The sequence below is a fragment of the Klebsiella sp. KE9456 genome, assembly GCF_043832615.1.
Classification (GTDB): domain Bacteria; phylum Pseudomonadota; class Gammaproteobacteria; order Enterobacterales; family Enterobacteriaceae; genus Klebsiella; species Klebsiella indica.
Window position 1 is genome coordinate 469,388 of record NZ_JBDYQK010000001.1, and the last position, 17,569, is coordinate 486,956.

17 protein-coding genes and 4 tRNA genes are annotated in these 17,569 nt (G+C 55.3%); 14 read left to right on the plus strand and 7 right to left on the minus strand.

All coding sequences use genetic code 11. The features are described 5' to 3' along the window. Window positions 1-113: 113 nt before the first annotated feature. Complete coding sequence (gene norR, locus ABK821_RS02135) at window positions 114-1,658, plus strand: nitric oxide reductase transcriptional regulator NorR (RefSeq protein WP_138359768.1); 1,545 nt, start codon at window positions 114-116, stop codon at window positions 1,656-1,658. On the opposite strand, the gene gutQ is transcribed toward norR, so the two are convergent. The 7 genes from gutQ to ABK821_RS02170 all read right to left on the minus strand — a co-directional run bounded on the left by gutQ (window position 1,621) and on the right by ABK821_RS02170 (window position 6,610). Then, window positions 1,621-2,586: an arabinose-5-phosphate isomerase GutQ gene (gene gutQ / locus ABK821_RS02140; RefSeq protein WP_343178951.1), complete on the minus strand. Its 966-nt coding sequence runs from the start codon at window positions 2,584-2,586 to the stop codon at window positions 1,621-1,623. The two genes, norR and gutQ, sit on opposite strands and share 38 nt — an antisense overlap. Next, window positions 2,579-3,352 (minus strand): DNA-binding transcriptional repressor, encoded by a 774-nt coding sequence (locus ABK821_RS02145; RefSeq protein ID WP_142502488.1) that lies wholly within the window; start codon window positions 3,350-3,352, stop codon window positions 2,579-2,581. The genes gutQ and ABK821_RS02145 overlap by 8 nt, the downstream gene beginning before the upstream one ends. Before the next feature lie 68 nt (window positions 3,353-3,420). Then, window positions 3,421-3,780 (minus strand): transcriptional regulator GutM, encoded by a 360-nt coding sequence (gene gutM, locus ABK821_RS02150; RefSeq protein ID WP_343178949.1) that lies wholly within the window; start codon window positions 3,778-3,780, stop codon window positions 3,421-3,423. Window positions 3,781-3,899: 119 nt separating this feature from the next. Beyond that, a complete protein-coding gene (gene srlD, locus ABK821_RS02155) occupies window positions 3,900-4,679 on the minus strand; it encodes a sorbitol-6-phosphate dehydrogenase (RefSeq protein ID WP_138359764.1) in 780 nt (259 codons plus the stop codon). Between the two features lie 17 nt (window positions 4,680-4,696). After that, window positions 4,697-5,059 carry a PTS glucitol/sorbitol transporter subunit IIA gene (srlB, locus tag ABK821_RS02160; protein ID WP_138359763.1) on the minus strand — a complete coding sequence of 121 codons (363 nt, stop codon included), beginning with the start codon at window positions 5,057-5,059 and terminating at the stop codon, window positions 4,697-4,699. Between the two features lie 13 nt (window positions 5,060-5,072). After that, window positions 5,073-6,050, minus strand: a complete 978-nt coding sequence (locus ABK821_RS02165; protein WP_138359762.1) for a PTS glucitol/sorbitol transporter subunit IIB — start codon at window positions 6,048-6,050, stop codon at window positions 5,073-5,075. Next, window positions 6,047-6,610 (minus strand): PTS glucitol/sorbitol transporter subunit IIC, encoded by a 564-nt coding sequence (locus ABK821_RS02170; RefSeq protein WP_138359761.1) that lies wholly within the window; start codon window positions 6,608-6,610, stop codon window positions 6,047-6,049. Before ABK821_RS02170 ends, ABK821_RS02165 begins: the two co-directional genes overlap by 4 nt. Window positions 6,611-6,871: 261 nt before the next feature. Here ABK821_RS02170 and mltB point away from each other — a divergent pair, with 261 nt between their 5' ends. From mltB to ABK821_RS02235, 13 genes are all read left to right on the plus strand, one after another. Further along, entirely contained in the window at window positions 6,872-7,948 is a 1,077-nt protein-coding gene (mltB, locus tag ABK821_RS02175) for a lytic murein transglycosylase B (RefSeq protein ID WP_142502487.1), read from the plus strand. Window positions 7,949-8,151: 203 nt separating this feature from the next. Continuing rightward, entirely contained in the window at window positions 8,152-8,862 is a 711-nt protein-coding gene (locus ABK821_RS02180; protein WP_171034825.1) for a metal ABC transporter ATP-binding protein, read from the plus strand. Continuing rightward, window positions 8,859-9,722 carry a metal ABC transporter permease gene (locus ABK821_RS02185; RefSeq protein WP_138359758.1) on the plus strand — a complete coding sequence of 288 codons (864 nt, stop codon included), beginning with the start codon at window positions 8,859-8,861 and terminating at the stop codon, window positions 9,720-9,722. The genes ABK821_RS02180 and ABK821_RS02185 overlap by 4 nt, the downstream gene beginning before the upstream one ends. Before the next feature lie 7 nt (window positions 9,723-9,729). Beyond that, a complete protein-coding gene (locus ABK821_RS02190) occupies window positions 9,730-10,608 on the plus strand; it encodes a metal ABC transporter substrate-binding protein (protein WP_142502769.1) in 879 nt (292 codons plus the stop codon). 320 nt (window positions 10,609-10,928) lie between these two features. Further along, complete coding sequence (pncC, locus tag ABK821_RS02195; RefSeq protein WP_138359757.1) at window positions 10,929-11,426, plus strand: nicotinamide-nucleotide amidase; 498 nt, start codon at window positions 10,929-10,931, stop codon at window positions 11,424-11,426. An 80-nt stretch (window positions 11,427-11,506) separates the two neighbouring features. Continuing rightward, on the plus strand, window positions 11,507-12,565 hold the full coding sequence (recA, locus tag ABK821_RS02200) for a recombinase RecA (protein ID WP_138359756.1): 1,059 nt from the start codon (window positions 11,507-11,509) through the stop codon (window positions 12,563-12,565). A gap of 67 nt (window positions 12,566-12,632) precedes the next feature. Then, window positions 12,633-13,133: a recombination regulator RecX gene (gene recX, locus ABK821_RS02205; RefSeq protein ID WP_343178947.1), complete on the plus strand. Its 501-nt coding sequence runs from the start codon at window positions 12,633-12,635 to the stop codon at window positions 13,131-13,133. A 130-nt stretch (window positions 13,134-13,263) separates the two neighbouring features. Then, complete coding sequence (gene alaS / locus ABK821_RS02210) at window positions 13,264-15,891, plus strand: alanine--tRNA ligase (protein ID WP_343178946.1); 2,628 nt, start codon at window positions 13,264-13,266, stop codon at window positions 15,889-15,891. Between the two features lie 235 nt (window positions 15,892-16,126). Further along, window positions 16,127-16,312 carry a carbon storage regulator CsrA gene (csrA, locus tag ABK821_RS02215; RefSeq protein ID WP_000906486.1) on the plus strand — a complete coding sequence of 62 codons (186 nt, stop codon included), beginning with the start codon at window positions 16,127-16,129 and terminating at the stop codon, window positions 16,310-16,312. Between the two features lie 323 nt (window positions 16,313-16,635). After that, window positions 16,636-16,728, plus strand: a tRNA-Ser gene (locus ABK821_RS02220). 4 nt (window positions 16,729-16,732) lie between these two features. Continuing rightward, window positions 16,733-16,809, plus strand: a tRNA-Arg gene (locus ABK821_RS02225). Window positions 16,810-16,982: 173 nt separating this feature from the next. Further along, a tRNA-Arg gene (locus ABK821_RS02230) sits at window positions 16,983-17,059 on the plus strand. Window positions 17,060-17,245: 186 nt separating this feature from the next. Beyond that, window positions 17,246-17,322 (plus strand) — tRNA-Arg (locus ABK821_RS02235). Window positions 17,323-17,569: the final 247 nt, after the last annotated feature.

Below are 17,569 nucleotides of genomic sequence, written 5' to 3' on the forward strand. Positions count from 1 at the left end.
TTATTTGATTTTTAATGTTTTAATATTTTCATTAAAACTATTGATGTCAAAAAGACAATGGTCATAATAGTCATTATGACTCTTTTTATTGTCAAAATGACAATGAGGCGACAATGAGTTTTTCCGTCGAAGCCCTGGCGAAAATCGCCATTGATTTACAAAGCGATCTTGGTCATGCCGATCGTTTCTCGCGCCTGATCGCCACTCTGCGACAGATCCTTGGTTGCGATGCTTCTGCGCTGTTGCGCTATGAAGCGCATCAGTTTGTGCCGCTGGCGATTGATGGTCTGGCTCAGGATGTGCTCGGGCGGCGCTTCGCCCTTGAAGGGCATCCGCGGCTGGAGGCGATTGCCCGCGCCGGGGATGTGGTGCGGTTCCCCGCAGACAGCGATTTGCCGGACCCTTATGATGGGTTGATCCCCGGCCTGGAGAGTCTGAAGGTACACGCCTGCGTCGGGCTGCCGCTGTTTGCCGGGCAAACGTTGATTGGCGCCCTTACCCTTGATGGCATGGATGCGGACCGTTTCGATAGCTTCAGCGATGAGGAACTGCGCCTGATTGCCGCCCTCGTGGCCGGGGCGCTCAATAACGCGCTGCTGATTGCCAGGCTGGAAAATCAAAATGTGCTGCCGGAGCCGACCAGCGTTTACCCGGTATCCGAACGCCAGGAAATTATTGGTCTGTCGGCGTCGGTGCAGCAACTGAAAAAAGAGATCGATATCGTCGCCGCTTCCGATCTAAACGTCCTGATTAGCGGTGAAACCGGCACCGGTAAAGAGCTGGTGGCGAAGGCTGTTCATCAGGGATCGCCGCGGGTGGCTAATCCGCTGGTATATCTCAACTGTGCGGCTTTACCGGAGAGCGTGGCGGAGAGCGAGCTGTTTGGTCACGTTAAAGGGGCGTTTACCGGGGCGATAAGCAACCGCAGCGGCAAGTTTGAAATGGCGGATAACGGGACGCTTTTCCTCGATGAAATTGGTGAACTGTCGCTGGCGCTGCAGGCCAAGCTGTTGCGGGTGCTGCAATATGGCGATATTCAACGGGTCGGTGACGATCGCAGCCTGCGGGTCGATGTGCGGGTTCTGGCGGCCACCAACCGCGACCTGCGCCACGAGGTAGTGGAGGGGCGTTTCCGCGCCGACCTTTATCATCGTCTGAGCGTGTTCCCGCTGTCGGTTCCGGCGCTGCGCGAACGGGGAAATGACGTGGTGCTGCTGGCGGGCTATTTCTGCGAGCAGTGCCGTTTACGCATGGGGCTGGCGCAGGTGATTTTAAGCGAGGCCACACGCGCCAGGCTGCTTGCCTGGTCATGGCCGGGTAATGTACGCGAGCTTGAGCATGCCATTCATCGGGCGGTGGTGCTGGCGCGGGCGACCCAGGCGGGTAATGAGGTGGTGCTGGAGCCACAGCATTTTCAGTTCACGGTTGAAGCGCCGGGTCTGCCGGGCATAAGCCCGCAGCCAGTGGCTGAAGTCGTGAGTTTGCGCGCGGCGACGGAGGCGTTTCAGCGTGCAACCCTTGCCAGAGCGCTGGCGGATAACAACCGTAACTGGGCAGCCACCGCCCGGGCGCTGGATCTTGATGTTGCCAACCTGCACCGGCTGGCGAAGCGTCTCGGGCTTAAAGGATCCCGGCCTGATAAAAACTCTGCAGGTTGATGGCGCCGACCAGCTGGCCATTCTCATCAATTACCGGCGCGGCGCTGATTTTGTGCTTCATCAGGCGCTCTTTGGCTTCCACCGCGCGGCTGTCTGCCAGCAGCGTGACGCCATTACGGGTCATGGCCTGGCTGACAATATCCTGTAAGCGGCCGCCACCCACCAGCCAGCGGCGCAGGTCGCCATCGGTAAATACGCCCTCGACGTGATTGCGTGCATCGCAGACCGCCACCAGCCCCAGTCCGGTGCGGCTGAGTTCGAGCATCGCATCCATGACGCTGGCGTCGACAGCCACGCGAGGCACGTCGTTGTCGCGGCGCATCAGATGATGAACGTTGTTCAGCAGCCGCGCGCCCAGCGCGCCAGCCGGGTGCGAGCGGGCGAAATCCTCTTCGCTGAATCCTCGCGCCTGCATCACCGCCATCGCCAGCGCATCGCCGAGCATCAGGGTGTTGACGGTGCTGGAGGTTGGGGCGAGATGCATCGGGCAGGCTTCTCGCTCTACGGCGATATTGAGTACCGCTTTGGCCGCCCGCGCCAGCGGTGAGGTAGATTTGCCGGTCATCGCCAGCAACGGAATAGCTTTTTCCTCCAGACGCGGGACGATGAGATCCAGCTCTTTGGCGCTGCCGGAGTAGGAGATAAACAGCATCACGTCGCGGCTGTCGAGCATCCCGAGGTCGCCGTGCAGCGCTTCCGCCGGATGCACGAAAAAGGCCGGCGTCCCTGTGCTGGCGAAGGTGGCGGCCAGCTTTTTACCAATATGGCCCGATTTACCGATACCCGAGACAATCAGTTTGCCTTCGCAGTGGATGATGGTTTCCGCCGCGCGGATAAAGTCGTCGCCCAGGCGTTCAGGCAGGCGGCTTGCCTCCTGAAGTTCCAGCAACAGGGTCTGGCGTCCGGCTTCCAGCAGCACGTTACTCATGATGTTCTCCAGTAATAATGACTTCAATTCCTTTGTCCTCCAGCGCTCGCTGGAATTCCGGGTCGATGTCGGCATCGGTAATCAGTTTATCCACGCTCTCCAGGCCGCAGACGATATTGGGGCTTTTACGGCCAAATTTCGATGAGTCGGCCATCAGGATAACTTCTCTGGCCGCATTGCACATGGCTTTGCTGACGGTATAAACCTCATTGAAGGTGGTGACGCCAGCGATTAAATCAATGCCGTCGGTGCCCATAAACAGTCTGTCAAAGCTGAAGTGTTCGAAGGCGTTTTCCGCCAGTTGGCCGTGAAAAGAGGCCGATTTTTTGCGGAAGGTGCCGCCCGGCATCAGGATCGTTTGTTCATTATCCAGTTCGGAAAGCGCGTTAACGATATGCAGGCTGTTGGTCATCACGGTGATGTTATTGAAACGGCTGAGCATCGGCACCATTTGCAGCACCGTACTGCCGGCATCGAGAATGATCGAGTCGCCATCATGTATAAAGCTGACGGCGGCTTGCGCAATCCGCTCTTTTTTATGGGTGTTGATCAGCGTCTTGTGGTCGATGGGCGGGTCGGCCTCGTCTTTATTTAACACGACGCCGCCGTAAGTGCGAATAACGGTCCCCGCATTCTCAAGGATGACCAGATCCTTACGGATGGTGGTGCCGGTGGTGTCGAAGTGTTGCGCCAGTTCTTCGACCGAACATTTGCCCTGCGATTGCAGATGTTCAAGAATGGCAGCCTGGCGCTGACGTGGTTTCATAGGTGTTGTATCCTGCGGTTAAAATTTCGAAGTGATAATTTCGCAAGATATTAACTTTCACAACGAAATTATAGGTATTTCGGATTAAGCGCTAATAATAGTGCATTCTGACAGAGAGGATCATTGGGAAAGATCACATCAGGCTGCAATTCTTCGATATGTTTGCCGTTAAGCGCAGGGATTTTTTGCGGCCTGGCGAAAACGGTGAGACCTTTCATCAACAACGTATCGCGAATACGGTCGTGCTCGTCGACGGCGATAGCGATGACGGCGCGCGGCCTGAACCGGCCAGCGGAACGGCCAACGCCAACGCGTCCTTTCTGGCTGAGTTGATCAAAGGCGTGATTAAATTGCCTGATTTGCCAGCCGCCAAAGATGAGTTGAGTTATCCAGGCGAGGGCGGCGACGGTGATTAATGTGTTAACCATATCAGTTTCCTTAGCGGTGTGTTGTCGGGAAATCCCCGGGGCGCGGCGCGCACGCCTTGCCCGAGGGACGCTCTGCTTCTGTCGCCCGGATACGCGCAGCGTAATCCGGGACGCCTGTTTTAAAACATCACCTGCCCGCCGGTGATGTTAATAGACTGCCCGGTGCAGTACGAAGCCTGTGGGCTGGCGTAAAACATCAGCACATTAAGCACATCCTGATAATCGCAGCCGCGTTTCAGCGGCACTTTATCGATGTAGTACTGCTCTACCTGATCTTCGGCGATCCCCAGTTTGGTGGCGTACTGCGGTAGCAGGGACTGGAACATTGGCGACTTCAGCAGGTTGCCCAGCATCAGAGAATGCACGGTGATGCCATATTCCGCGAGATCCAGCGCCAGAGACTGCGTTAGCCCCACGCCGCCGAACTTCGCCGCGCTATAGCCAGAGTTATGCTTGCTGCCGACTTTGCCGGATTTGGAGTTGATCTGAATGATGCGCCCTTTAATCCCGTCGCGGATCATCAGCCGGGAAAACTCACGGGCGCAGAGGAAGTAGCCCACCAGATTAACCTGTAGCGAGCGGTCGAAATCGCCCAGCGCGAAGTCGCTGATAAAGGCCGCTTTGGCGATTCCGGCGCTGTAAACCAGCAGGTCAACGCGGGAAAATATGTCGTCCACGCCGCGGGCAAGGGCGACAACGCTGGCTTCGCTGGTGGCGTCTGCGCCGAAGCCGTAAGCCCTTCCTTCGCCATATTCCGCATTAATGGCCTGTGCGACGCGGGTCGCTTTATCACTCTGAATATCGACAACGGCGACACGATAGCCCTCTGCGGCAAGCCCACGACACAGAAACTCCCCTAAGGTTTGTCCCCCACCGATGACAACAGCAACCTGATTCATAATTTTCTCCTTACAACTTAAGCAACAAATTTCAGTACGCAGCCGGTGGCGATGGTTTCCGGCACCGGGCCCGCCACGTGGACGGTTCCGGGGAACTCCGCTTCGTGATGTCCATCAAAACGCAGCGTGATATGGCCGAGCTCGCGCAGGTTTTGCTCAGCGACATCGCCGACGGCGGTCACCGGATAGCGCTGTTCACCAAGCTGGAGCTCTGCGCCTGGCAGCAGCGGGCCGGACAGCTCGCCGTGGTTGTGAATAAAGCAGTACTCTTCGATATCGGCCGGGGCGCCCTCCCGGAAAGTGATCAGCATCTGGTCTGCCAGCGCCATCGTCGCGCTGGCGCCAATGTGCGTAATGGTGGTCTGGTAAATCACGGTCATCTTCAGGAACCTCTTATTGGTAAATAAACCCGGAAACGAACCAGGCGATCAGTACCGTTGGCGCGCCGGTCAGGAAGCGGCTCACCAGCACTGACGGTACGCCGACGCGCACGGTCTCCTGACGAGCTTCCGCCAGCGACAGGCCAACCGGAATAAAGTCGCAGGCGGCCTGGGCGTTAATGGCAAACAGCGCGGGCAGGGCGAGATGCGGTGGAATATTGCCAAGACCAATCTGGACGCCAATCAGCACGCCGATAACCTGCGCGATGACTGCGCCAGGGCCAAGAAACGGCGACAGTAGGGGGAAAGAACAGATGAGCGCCAGGGTAACGAGGCCCAGCGGATGGCTGGCGAGGGGCGCCAGGCCGTGGGCGATCCAGTCGCCGACGCCGGAGGCCATAATGATGCCAATCAGCGCCGAAACGAAGGCCATAAACGGCAGAATAGTTTTCAGCACCGTATCAATGGTGTCGCGACCGGCCTGGAACATCACCGCCACGACGGAGCCCATTCCCATGCCGATCTTCGCCAGCAGGCCATCGCTTTGCTCGGTTATTTTCTTGCTGGCATCATAGTCACGGGGCGCTGACTGGGCTGGCGCAGCCTCTGGCGCCGGGGCGCGGCTGCCTTCCTGCGCGGTAATGTTCTCTTCTTTAACGCCGGAAACGTAAATATCCTCAACGATATACTGCGCCAGCGGGCCGGATTTACCGGTAGAGTGAATATTAATGGTCGGGATGCGGCGCTTTGGATAGATACCGCAGCGCAGGGTGCCGCCGCAGTCGATAATCGCCACGCCGATTTCCGCTTCCGGCGGTTCGCCCTCTTTAAAACCATCTACCGCCTGCCAGCCGGTCAGACCGGCAATTTTATCGACGATCGCCGGACGGGTGCCTGCGGTGATATAGACAATCTTTTTACCGGCAACGGCGTCCAGTTCGAGAGGGCCGCCCCAGCCGCCGGTGCCTTTTTCAATGCGAATACGCGTCATGATGTCGCTCCTGACAGACGAACTTTCTGTTCAAGTTGAATGGCCATTTTTTTCTCAAAAATCGATGTGGTCAGATCGGTTATCCAGCCACGGAAGAAGTTGGTTACCAGACCAACCAGCAGATAGCTCACCGCCAGCGGCCCCAGCGGCAGACCGAGGGTGGTCAGCCCATTGGCGATCCCCAGATAGACAAACAGTTCGCCGGGATTGATATGCGGAAACAGGCCATTCATTGAGTGGCAGCTATAAGAAGCGGCCGCGTAGTAGCTCGGTTTGTATTTCTCGGGCATAAAGCGCCCCAGGCTCAGGGTCATCGGATTACAAAAAACGAAGGTACCGATACAGGGCAACAGCAGATAGCGGGAGATCGGATTACCGGCGCAGCGTTGCGCCAGCTTTTCGATCCGTTGCTGACCAATAAAATTGATCAGCGCGTTCATGATCACCAGCAGACTGATCAGTAGGGGCAGGATCCCGGTAACCATTCCGGTAAACACCTCACCTCCCTTCTGAAACAGGCCGATAAACCATTCGGCGGCGTGGGTAATGACATCAATCATTGTTCTCTCCTTCAGCGTGTTATTTTTCTTGCTAACTGGCGGCCAATTTTAATCACTTTGAAAGATTTAAAAGTGTTAAATTGATCGCAAAATGAAAGATAAATATTTTATTTTGAAAGTTTGTGCGAGAGAAAGAATGGATGTGACGAGTGATAAGGAAAAAGTGGCAATAAAAAAGAATTTACATTACCTGCGCTTCCTTGTGAGCGGGCGCATGTTTTACCATAACGATCTCTTGCCGATTTGTTAAATGGATGTCCCATGTTGAAGCGTTGCTCTCTGGCTTTACTCCCCTTGTGTTTCATTCTCGCTGCCTGTAGCAGCAAACCCCACACTCCCGCAGAAACGGAAATGGCGGGCGGTACGGGCGGTTTTTTGCTGGATCCGCAGCATAACGTAATGCAGATGGGGGGGGATTTCGCCAATAATCCGGCGGCGGAGCAGTTCATCGACAAAATGGTCAGTAAACATGGTTTCGACCGGCAGCAGTTGCATGACATCCTCTCGCAGGCCAAACGTCTGGACTACGTTCTGCGTTTGATGGACCGTCAGGCACCGAGCAGATTGCCGCCGTCAGGGCCGAATGGCGCCTGGCTGCGCTATAAAAAACAGTTTATTACCCCGGCTAACGTACAGAACGGCGTGGCGTTCTGGAATCAGTATCAGGATGCGCTTAATCGTGCGTATCAGGTTTACGGCGTGCCGCCGGAAATTATCGTCGGTATTATTGGCGTAGAGACCCGCTGGGGCCGGGTGATGGGCAAAACTCGCATCCTTGATGCGCTGGCGACGCTGTCGTTTAACTACCCGCGTCGCGCCGAATATTTCTCCAGCGAGCTGGAAACGTTCCTGTTGATGGCGCGTAGCGAAAAAGATGATCCGCTTGACCTGAAAGGCTCCTTCGCCGGGGCGATGGGCTACGGTCAGTTTATGCCTTCTTCCTATCGCCAGTACGCGGTGGACTTTAACGGCGATGGACATATCAACCTGTGGGATCCGGTGGATGCCATCGGCAGTGTGGCGAACTACTTTAAACAGCATGGCTGGGTGAACGGCGATCTGGTGGCGGTACAGGCGATGGGCCAGGCGCCGGGGCTGAACGACGGTTTTAAAACCAAATACAGCGTCTCGCAGCTGGCGGCAGCAGGATTGACGCCGACTCAACCGCTGGGCAACCACCAGCAGGTAAGCCTGCTGCGGCTGGATATCGGCACGGGATATCAGTACTGGTACGGTCTGCCGAATTTCTACACCATTACTCGCTATAACCACAGCACCCATTATGCAATGGCCGTCTGGCAACTGGGGCTGGCGGTTTCTCAGGCCCGCATACAGTAATCCTGACTTACGGACTCCTCTCCGTTCTAAGACGAGTCCGTAACATTTTGCAGCATTTCCTTTCGTTGACACCAATTTACATTTTGCTCATCTTTCAATATTGTTACGTTATAACGTTTTGTTGAGGTGAGAAAATTGATTTCCATACTGATGGCCTCTGGTGCAACGCGGCTGGCAATCGCCTGCGCCTTACTGGCCGTGCTGTGGCTGGCGACCTGGTGGGCGGTGTCGTTGCCATGATTGAGCTTGATCATCTGGTGGCAGGCTACGAGGGCCTGGCGATTACTCCATCATTGAGCGGCACCATAGAGATGGGGAGCATGACGGCCATCGTTGGTCTGAATGGCTGTGGTAAATCGACGTTGTTGAAGACGCTGGCCGGATTTATTCCGCCGGTAAGCGGCCGACTGAGCTGGCGCAACGGGCGGCCCATTATCGGTTGGCTGGCGCAGCGGCATGCGCTGGAGTCCCAGTTTCCGTTGACGGTGCAGGATGTTGTCAGCCAGGGCGCCTGGCCGCGGGTGTCGTTACTGCGCGGGTTGCGCGGAGAGGTGCGTCAGCGCATCTCTGCGGCGCTGGAGCGGGTAGGGATGTCGGCGATGGCGAAAACACCGATCGAGGAACTTTCCGGCGGTCAGTTTCAGCGCATGTTATTTGCCAGAGTGATGGTGCAACGGGCGCCGCTGGTGATGCTGGACGAGCCGTTTACCGGCATTGATGAAGCGACCAGTCGCGAACTGATGGCGCTGATCCTCGACATGCATCGGCAGGGCCAGACGATCCTCGCGGTGCTGCACGATAACCAGCGAGTGACCGACTATTTCCCGGAAACGATGCTGTTGACGCCGCAGCGCGCCCGCTGGGGGAACACGCCCGATGTGCTACCCGCATTTAACTCCGTGAGGCTGGCATGATCTGGCATACCTTTTTTCAGCCGTTTATCGAATTTGGTTTTATGCGCCGCGCGCTGGTGGTGTGCCTTGCGTTATCGCTGAGCACCACCATGCTTGGCGTCTTTTTGCTTCTGCGGCGCATGAGCCTGATGGGCGATGCGCTATCTCACGCGATTTTGCCCGGGGTGGCGGTGGGCTACCTGCTTAACGGAATGTCTCTGTTGGCGATGAGCGTCGGCGGTTTTATCGCCGGGATTGTGGTTGCGCTGGTGGCGGGGTGGGTCAGTCGTCGCACGCCGTTAAAAGAGGATGCCAGCTTTGCCGGATTTTATCTCGGCTCCCTGGCGCTGGGCGTCACGTTGGTATCGTTGCGCAGTTCAAACGTCGACCTGTTGCATCTGCTGTTTGGCTCGATTCTGGCGGTCGACAGCGATTCTGCGCTGTTTGTTGCCGGTGTCGCCAGCCTGACGCTGATGTGTATCGCCCTGTTTTATCGCGGACTGGTCAGCGAAGCTTTCGATAGCGTCTGGCTACAGGTGAACTCCCGACGCTTGCCCGCGCTGTTGCACGGTCTGTTTCTCGCCTTGCTGGTGCTCAATCTGGTGGCGGGATTTCAGGTTCTCGGCACGTTGATGGCGGTGGGCGTCATGATGCTACCCGCGGTGGCAGCGCGCTGTTGGATGAAGACGCTGCCGGGGATTCTGTTGCTGGCGGCGCTCATCGGCGGCTTTTGCGCGTGGATGGGGCTGAGCCTGTCATGGGCGGCGAATTTGCCTGCCGGGCCCGCCATTGTGCTGACCGCCAGCGGCATCTTTTTTGTTTCAGTGTTTTTTGGCACGCGCAGTCGGCTGGTTGTCGGCTGGCGTAAATTAATGGGGTAAGAAAATGATGAAACGTACCGGGATCTTGCTGGCGCTGGCGTTAGGCCTGGCATCGCAAGGGGTAATGGCGAAAACGCTGAATGTGGTGAGTAGTTTTTCCGTTTTAGGCGATATTGTACAGCAGGTTGGCGGTGAGCATGTGCATGTGGATTCGCTGGTGGGCCCTGACGGCGACCCACATACCTTCGAACCATCGCCGAAAGATAGTGCGCTGCTCAGTAAGGCTGATGTGGTGGTGGTGAATGGCCTCGGACTGGAAGGCTGGCTCGACAGATTAATTAAAGCCTCTGGTTTTAAAGGCGAACTGGTTGTTGCGTCCAAAGGCGTGAAAACCCATACCCTTGATGAAGACGGAAAGACGGTAACCGATCCGCACGCCTGGAACAGCGCGGCAAACGGCGCGCTGTATGCGCAGAATATCCTCAAAGGTCTGGTTAAGGCCGATCCGCAGGATAAAACCGCACTGGAGGCCTCCGGCAAAGCCTATATCAGCCAGCTCAAAGAGATCGATAGCTGGGCCAAAAAACAGTTCAGCGCTATTCCGCAGGCAAAGCGTAAGGTGCTGACCAGCCATGACGCTTTCGGCTATTTTGGCCGCGCTTATGGCGTAACCTTCCTCGCGCCGCAGGGCCTGTCTTCGGAAAGTGAAGCCAGCGCGGCGCAGGTGGCGGCGTTAATCAAACAAATTAAAGCAGACGGCGTGCATACCTGGTTTATGGAAAATCAGCTCGACCCGCGACTGGTTAAACAGATCGCCAGCGCAACGGGCGCGCAACCGGGCGGCGAACTTTATCCTGAAGCGCTCTCCAGACCGGGCGGCGTGGCGGACAGCTACGTGAAAATGATGCGTCATAACGTGCAATTGATCGCTGCGAGTATGAAATAAATGAAGCCGGCCCGTGATGGGCCGGTTAGTCATGCCCATTCGATATCTGTTTTCTTTCTGAGCGCCGTAGACTAAAGCTTCATTCAGCAATAGCTGTATGCCGTGATTCTGTGCGCGCTCATTCCTGATAACCTCGAATTCAACTCTCTTATCGGCGGCGAATGGCGGTACGGATAAGCCTGACCGTTCCCGGCTAATGCTGAGCCAGCGTGGACGATGTTTTTCGCAAGACCCCTCGTAAAATTGCCACTTCATCCCCATATTTCCGCTGAAAGTGCTATCTTTGATGGCTTCTTTATATGGCCTACGTGGGGCAACGAATGACTGATTCAGAATTAATGCAACTGAGTGAGCAAGTGGGGCAGGCACTGAAAGCGCGCGGCGCAACGGTGACCACGGCAGAGTCCTGCACCGGCGGTTGGGTAGCCAAAACGCTTACCGATATCGCGGGGAGCTCGGCATGGTTTGAGCGTGGTTTCGTCACTTACAGTAATGAAGCGAAATCGCAGATGATCGGCGTCAATGAAGAGACGCTACTCGACCATGGCGCGGTGAGTGAACCGGTTGTGGTGGAGATGGCGATTGGCGCCCTTCGCGCGGCTCGCGCGGATTATGCGATATCGGTCAGCGGCATTGCCGGACCGGATGGCGGCAGTGTGGAAAAGCCGGTTGGGACCGTATGGTTTGGCGTTGCCAGCGCCAGCGGCCAGGGGGTTACCCAATGCGAATGTTTCTCCGGAGACCGTGAGTCGGTGCGCCGTCAGGCAACGGCGTATGCGTTAACACTCCTCTGGCAACAATTTCTACAAAATACTTGATACTGTATGACCATACAGTATAATTGCCTCAACAGAACAGAATTGACTATCCGGTAACACCCGGCATGAGAGGAGTTAGAATGGCTATCGACGAAAACAAACAGAAAGCGTTGGCGGCAGCACTGGGCCAGATTGAAAAACAATTCGGTAAAGGTTCCATCATGCGCCTGGGTGAAGACCGTTCTATGGATGTGGAAACTATCTCCACCGGCTCGCTTTCTCTGGATATTGCCCTGGGCGCTGGCGGCCTGCCGATGGGGCGTATCGTCGAGATTTATGGGCCTGAATCTTCCGGTAAAACCACGCTGACTCTGCAGGTCATCGCTGCGGCGCAGCGAGAAGGTAAAACCTGTGCGTTTATCGATGCAGAACACGCGCTGGATCCCATCTATGCGCGTAAGCTGGGCGTTGATATTGACAACCTGCTTTGCTCCCAGCCGGATACCGGCGAACAGGCGCTGGAAATCTGCGACGCGCTGGCCCGTTCCGGCGCGGTAGACGTCATCGTTGTCGACTCCGTTGCGGCGTTGACCCCGAAAGCGGAAATCGAAGGCGAAATCGGCGATTCTCACATGGGCCTTGCGGCACGCATGATGAGCCAGGCGATGCGTAAGCTGGCGGGTAACCTGAAGCAGTCCAATACGCTGCTGATTTTCATTAACCAGATTCGTATGAAAATTGGCGTAATGTTCGGTAACCCTGAAACCACCACCGGTGGTAACGCGCTGAAATTCTACGCCTCCGTTCGTCTGGATATCCGTCGTATCGGCGCAGTGAAAGAGGGCGATAATGTTGTCGGTAGCGAAACCCGCGTTAAAGTGGTGAAAAACAAAATTGCCGCGCCGTTTAAGCAGGCTGAATTCCAGATCCTCTACGGCGAAGGTATTAACTTCTTCGGTGAGCTGGTCGATCTCGGCGTGAAAGAGAAGCTGATTGAGAAAGCCGGTGCCTGGTACAGCTACAACGGCGATAAAATCGGTCAGGGCAAAGCGAATGCGATCTCCTGGCTGAAAGAGAATCCGGCTGCGGCAAAAGAGATCGAGAAGAAAGTCCGTGAACTGCTGCTGAGCAATCAGGATTCCACACCGGATTTCGCGGTTGATGGCAACAGCGAAGCAGAAACCGCACAAGATTTCTGATATTGTCTGCACAGACTAAAAAGGGCCGCTTCTGCGGCCCTTTGGCTTTTTGATTAGCGAGGCTTCCGTGACTGAAACTTCATCCCGCCGCTCTGGCTATGCTCGCCTGCTTGATCGCGCTATGCGAATTCTCGCCATGCGCGACCACAGTGAACGGGAGCTAAGACGTAAGCTGTCAGCTCCGGTCATGGGGAAGAATGGCCCGGAGGTACTGGAGGCGACTCAGGAAGAGATCGATAACGTTGTCGCGTGGTGCATTGATAACCGCTATCTGGACGACGAACGCTTTGTTCATCAGTTTATTGCCAGCCGCAGCCGCAAGGGATACGGCCCGGCGCGCGTCCGCCTGGAGCTAAAGCAGAAGGGGATCTCTCGTGAGACGATAGAGGCAGCCATGCGCGAGTGCGAAATTGACTGGGCGCGGCTTGCCAAAGAGCAGGCGCAGCGAAAATATGGCGACCCCCTGCCCACCGTATTTGCCGAGAAAGTCAAAATTCAGCGCTTTTTGCTCTACCGCGGCTATCTGATGGAGGATATCCAGGAAATCTGGCGAAATTTTGCAGATTGACCCATCCGGGATTTTACTTCCCCGTGAAGAAAACTTATCTTATTCCCACTTTATTTTCGTGAGTAGCCTGCCGGTCAATACTGGGTAGGGGCTGCCAGCGACATTTCGTTAGCTTGATTTCAGGATAATTATGAGCAAGAGCACCGCTGAGATCCGTCAGGCGTTTCTCGACTTTTTCCATAGTAAAGGACATCAGGTAGTTGCGAGCAGCTCCCTGGTGCCGCATAACGACCCGACCCTGCTGTTTACCAACGCCGGGATGAACCAGTTCAAGGATGTTTTCCTTGGTCTCGACAAACGTAATTATTCGCGCGCGACTACCGCGCAGCGTTGCGTTCGTGCGGGTGGTAAGCACAACGATCTGGAAAACGTCGGTTACACCGCGCGTCACCACACTTTCTTTGAAATGCTGGGTAACTTCAGCTTCGGCGATTACTTTAAGCAGGATGCTATTAAATATGCATGGGAACTGCTGACCGGCGAAAACTGGTTTGCGTTACCAAAAGAAAAACTGTGGGTGACCGTTTACGAAACCGATGATGAAGCCTTTGATATCTGGGCGAATGAAGTTGGTGTACCGCATGAGCGTATTATCCGCATCGGCGACAACAAAGGTGCGCCCTTTGCTTCCGATAACTTCTGGCAGATGGGTGATACCGGGCCGTGCGGGCCGTGCACTGAGATCTTTTTCGACCACGGCGATCATATCTGGGGCGGCCCTCCGGGAAGTCCTGAAGAAGATGGCGATCGCTATATCGAGATCTGGAACATCGTCTTTATGCAGTTTAACCGTCAGGCTGACGGGACGATGGAACCGCTGCCGAAACCGTCCGTTGATACCGGGATGGGCCTGGAGCGTATCGCTGCTGTGCTGCAGCACGTAAACTCCAACTACGAAATCGATCTGTTCCGCGATCTGATTAACAGCGTGGCTGGCGTGACGGGCGCGACCGATCTGTCTAACAAATCGCTGCGCGTTATTGCTGACCATATTCGTTCCTGCGCGTTCCTGATTGCCGATGGCGTTACGCCGTCGAATGAAAACCGCGGCTACGTGCTGCGCCGCATTATTCGTCGTGCTATTCGTCATGGCAACATGCTGGGCGCGAAGGATACTTTCTTCTGGAAACTGGTTGCTCCGTTGATTGATGTCATGGGCTCAGCGGGTGAAGAACTCAAACAGCAGCAGGCTCAGGTTGAGCAGGTACTGAAAACTGAAGAAGAGCAGTTTGCCCGCACCCTGGAGCGCGGACTGGCGCTACTGGACGAAGAACTGGCTAAACTGAAAGGCGATACGCTGGACGGAGAAACCGCTTTCCGTCTGTACGATACCTACGGTTTCCCGGTTGATCTGACCGCAGACGTCTGCCGTGAACGCAATATTAAAGTTGACGAAGCGGGCTTTGACGAAGCGATGGAAGAGCAGCGCCGTCGCGCGCGTGAATCCAGCGGTTTTGGTGCCGACTACAATGCGATAATTCGTGTTGACGGCGCCTCTGAGTTTAAAGGCTACGACAGCCTGGAACTAAACGCTAAAGTGACAGCCCTGTTTATCGACGGTAAAGCGGTTGAAACAGTGAATGCGGGCCAGGAGGCGGTGGTTATTCTGGATCAGACGCCATTCTACGCTGAATCCGGTGGTCAGGTGGGCGACAAAGGCGAACTGAAGGGCGCCGGTTTTTCCTTCCAGGTCAGTGATACCCAGAAATACGGTCAGGCGATTGGTCACATCGGGAAACTGATCGGCGGCTCGCTGAAATCAGGCGATGCGGTTCAGGCCGATGTCGATCAAGCTCGTCGGCAGCGTATCCGTCTGAATCACTCCGCAACGCACCTGATGCATGCGGCATTGCGTCAGGTTCTTGGGACGCACGTCGCGCAGAAAGGTTCTTTGGTCAACGACAAGGCGCTGCGTTTTGACTTCTCGCATTTTGAAGCGATGAAGCCGGATGAGATCCGGGCGGTAGAAGATCTGGTCAACGCGCAAATTCGTCGCAACCTGCCAATCGAAACCAATATCATGGATATTGATGCTGCGCGTAAATCAGGCGCTATGGCGCTGTTTGGTGAGAAATACGACGATCGCGTCCGCGTGCTAAGTATGGGGGATTTCTCCACGGAACTGTGTGGCGGCACTCACGCCTCGCGCACCGGTGATATCGGCCTGTTCCGTATTACGTCTGAGTCCGGCACTGCCGCAGGCGTGCGCCGTATTGAAGCGGTCACTGGCGAAGGCGCGATTGCATGGCTGCATGCGCAAAGCGATCAACTGAGCGATATTGCGCAGTTGCTGAAGGGGGATACCCACAGCCTCGGCGACAAAGTGCGCGCCGCGTTAGAACGCAGCCGACAACTGGAAAAAGAGCTTCAGCAACTGAAAGAGCAGGCTGCGGCGCAGGAGAGCGCAAGCCTCAGCAGTAAAGCGGAAGAGATTAACGGTGTTAAACTGCTGGTCAGCGAGCTGGCTGGCGTTGAGCCGAAAATGCTGCGTACCATGGTGGACGACCTGAAGAATCAGTTGGGTTCAACGGTTATCGTATTAGCCACGGTTGCAGATGGTAAGGTTTCTCTTATTGCCGGAGTGTCTAAGGATGTGACAGACCGCGTGAAAGCAGGGGAACTGATTGGTATGGTCGCCCGGCAGGTGGGCGGAAAAGGGGGCGGTCGTCCGGATATGGCGCAAGCCGGTGGTACGGATGCGTCTGCTCTCCCTGCTGCGTTGGCCAGTGTGAAAGGCTGGGTAAGCGCAAAACTGTAATAACTATAAACAATAGATGCTGCCGTTCCCGGATGGCGGCATCTTGCGCGAGAAGCACTGATAACGATAAAGTCGGGTTGAAGTTGTGTATATCGGCTAAACTTAGGTTCACAGAATGTGATGCCGCGGCTGCTTACACTGTAGGGTGTTTGTGATCGCTTACGTTTTGGCGTTATATGATAGATAATGCCGGGATACGAGAGCCCGACTCTTTTAATCTTTCAAGGAGCAAAGAATGCTGATTCTGACTCGTCGAGTTGGTGAGACCCTCATGATTGGAGATGAGGTCACTGTGACAGTTTTAGGGGTTAAGGGTAACCAGGTACGTATTGGCGTTAATGCCCCTAAAGAAGTCTCTGTCCATCGTGAAGAGATCTACCAGCGTATCCAGGCTGAAAAATCCCAGCAGTCCAGTTACTAAGGTTTTCGCGCCTCGCTATTCGGTGAGGCGCCTCTCTCTGCCCGCTATTTTCCTCACTTTTCTTCTTCGATTGCTTCTCTTTTTTGACTATTCCCTGATATCCGTTATAGCTATTTTTTCCTTTCATAGCGGTGTGATCGTCAATTTCTTGTTGATAAAATACTCTTTTTGCCGTTTTCACCGTCTAATTGCGCGGGAAGTGTGCAAACGAAAAAAAGGTCTCGAAAAATCGTTTGACTTATAGGTACCAGAAAGTAATATGTGCGCCATCGCAGCGACGAAGAGCGCAAACAAGTTCTTCGAAGCACTCGTAAGAGGCGTGTGGTGAGGTGGCCGAGAGGCTGAAGGCGCTCCCCTGCTAAGGGAGTATGCGGTCAAAAGCTGCATCCGGGGTTCGAATCCCCGCCTCACCGCCATTTTGCATCCGTAGCTCAGCTGGATAGAGTACTCGGCTACGAACCGAGCGGTCGGAGGTTCGAATCCTCCCGGATGCACCATCTTCTCCAGGGGAACAGCAGCGCTGTTGTCTAATGGTCTGCAAGAAAGCAGCCAGTGCCGGAGAAGATAACGTTGCTTCCAAAAGCAAGCCGCGTAGCCATTCTCCTTACGCAGTGTGGCAAGTGTTAGATGTGACACTGCGCGTAGTAAATGTAGTAAACAAGTTTCTTATGCATCCGTAGCTCAGCTGGATAGAGTACTCGGCTACGAACCGAGCGGTCGGAGGTTCGAATCCTCCCGGATGCACCATATTCTCCGAGATAACAGCAGCGCTGTTACTTCATGGTCTGCGAGATAACCGCCAGCACCAGAGAGAATAACGTTGCCCTGGCAACGGCCCGCAGGGCGAACCGCGTGAGTCATCCTCCTTACGCAGTGTGGCAGGTGTTAGATGTGACACTGACGCGTAGTAAATGTAGTAAACAAGTTTCTTATGCATCCGTAGCTCAGCTGGATAGAGTACTCGGCTACGAACCGAGCGGTCGGAGGTTCGAATCCTCCCGGATGCACCATTATTCTCCAGAATAACAGCAGCACTGTTATTTCGTGGTCTGCGAGATAACCGGCAGCACCAGGGAGGATAACGTTGCTTCAGCAACGGCCCGCAGGGCGAACCGCGTGAGTCATCCTCTTTACGCAGTGTGGCAGGTGTTAGATGTGACACTGACGCGTAGTAAATGTAGTAAACAAGTTTCTTATGCATCCGTAGCTCAGCTGGATAGAGTACTCGGCTACGAACCGAGCGGTCGGAGGTTCGAA